The sequence below is a fragment of the Micromonospora sp. NPDC049903 genome (genome assembly GCF_044460945.1).
GTDB lineage: Bacteria > Actinomycetota > Actinomycetes > Mycobacteriales > Micromonosporaceae > Micromonospora.
Genome location: NZ_JBITKL010000068.1, coordinates 1 through 1269 on the forward strand (window position 1 = coordinate 1; position 1269 = coordinate 1269).

Annotated in this window: 1 protein-coding gene; it reads left to right on the forward strand. The window is 66.1% G+C overall.

Translation table 11 applies throughout. The features are described from left to right. Positions 1-68: 68 nt before the first annotated feature. Positions 69-1237 (forward strand): IS3 family transposase gene (locus ACIBO1_RS32290; RefSeq protein ID WP_396753104.1). Its coding sequence is split into 2 segments (ribosomal slippage): positions 69-353 and positions 356-1237, totalling 1167 coding nucleotides; the frame shifts between segments, so codons are not numbered across the junction. Positions 1238-1269: the final 32 nt, after the last annotated feature.

Here is a 1269-nt window from a genome sequence, read left to right on the forward strand (position 1 = left end):
GGGTCTGCTGCACCGATAGGTGACATCTGAGTTGGCTTGCCCTGACGGTGAGCTGGAAGGATGTCGCTGTGCCCAAGCCCTACCCCCGAGAGTTCCGCGACGATGTTGTGCGGGTGGCCCGTGACCGGGACCCGGGCGTGACCGTCGAGCAGATCGCGAAGGACTTCGGGGTCCACCCCATGACGCTGTTCAAGTGGCTGCGTCAGGCTGACGTCGACGCGGGAGTCAAGCCGGGTGTCAGCGGCAGCGAGTCAGCCGAGCTGCGCGAGGCCCGCAAGCGGATCAAGCTCCTCGAACAGGAGAACGAAGTCCTGCGCCGGGCTGCGGCGTATCTGTCGCAGGCGCATCTGCCGGGAAAAGGCTCTACCCGCTCGTGAGCGAGCTGGCCGCTGGCGGGATCCCCGTGGCGGTGACGTGCCGGGTGTTGAAGATCGCTCGTCAGCCCTACTACCGATGGCGTGCCCGCCGTGTCACCGGCGCTGACCTGGTGGCGGCGTATCGGGCGGACGCGTTGTTCGACGCCCACCGTGATGATCCGGAGTTCGGCTACCGGTTCCTGGCCGATGAGGCCCGCGCCGCCGGTCAGCCGATGGTCGAGCGCACCGCTTGGAGAATCTGCTCCGGCATGGGCTGGTGGAGTGCGTTCAGCAGAAAGAAGCGTCGGGGCAAGGGCGGTAAGGTCGGTCCGCCGGTGCACGACGACCTGGTCCGGCGGGACTTCACCGCCGACGGCCCGAACCGGCTGTGGCTGGCCGACATCACCGAACACCACACCGACGAGGGCAAGCTCTACCTCTGCGCGATCAAGGACGTGTGGTCCCACCGGATCGTCGGCTACTCCATCGACTCACGGATGAAGTCGAGGCTGGCCGTCAACGCCCTGCACAACGCCGTAGCCCGCCGTGGTGACGTGGCCGGCTGCGTGCTGCACACCGACCGCGGATCCCAATTTCGATCTAGGAAGTTCGTCCATGCCCTGAACCAGCACCAGATGATCGGGTCGATGGGCAGAGTCGGCGCCGCCGGCGACAACGCCGCCATGGAGTCGTTCTTCGGCCTGCTCCAGAACAACGTCCTCGACCGCCGGACCTGGACAACCCGACAGCAACTTCGGACCGCGATCGTGACCTGGATCGAACGCACCTACCACCGCCGCCGGCGACAGAGGTCGTTGTCCCGGTTGACCCCCATCGAGTACGAGACAATCATGATCCCACCGGCCAGTCAGGCCGCGTGACTGAAACTGTCACCTATCGGTGCAGCAGACCC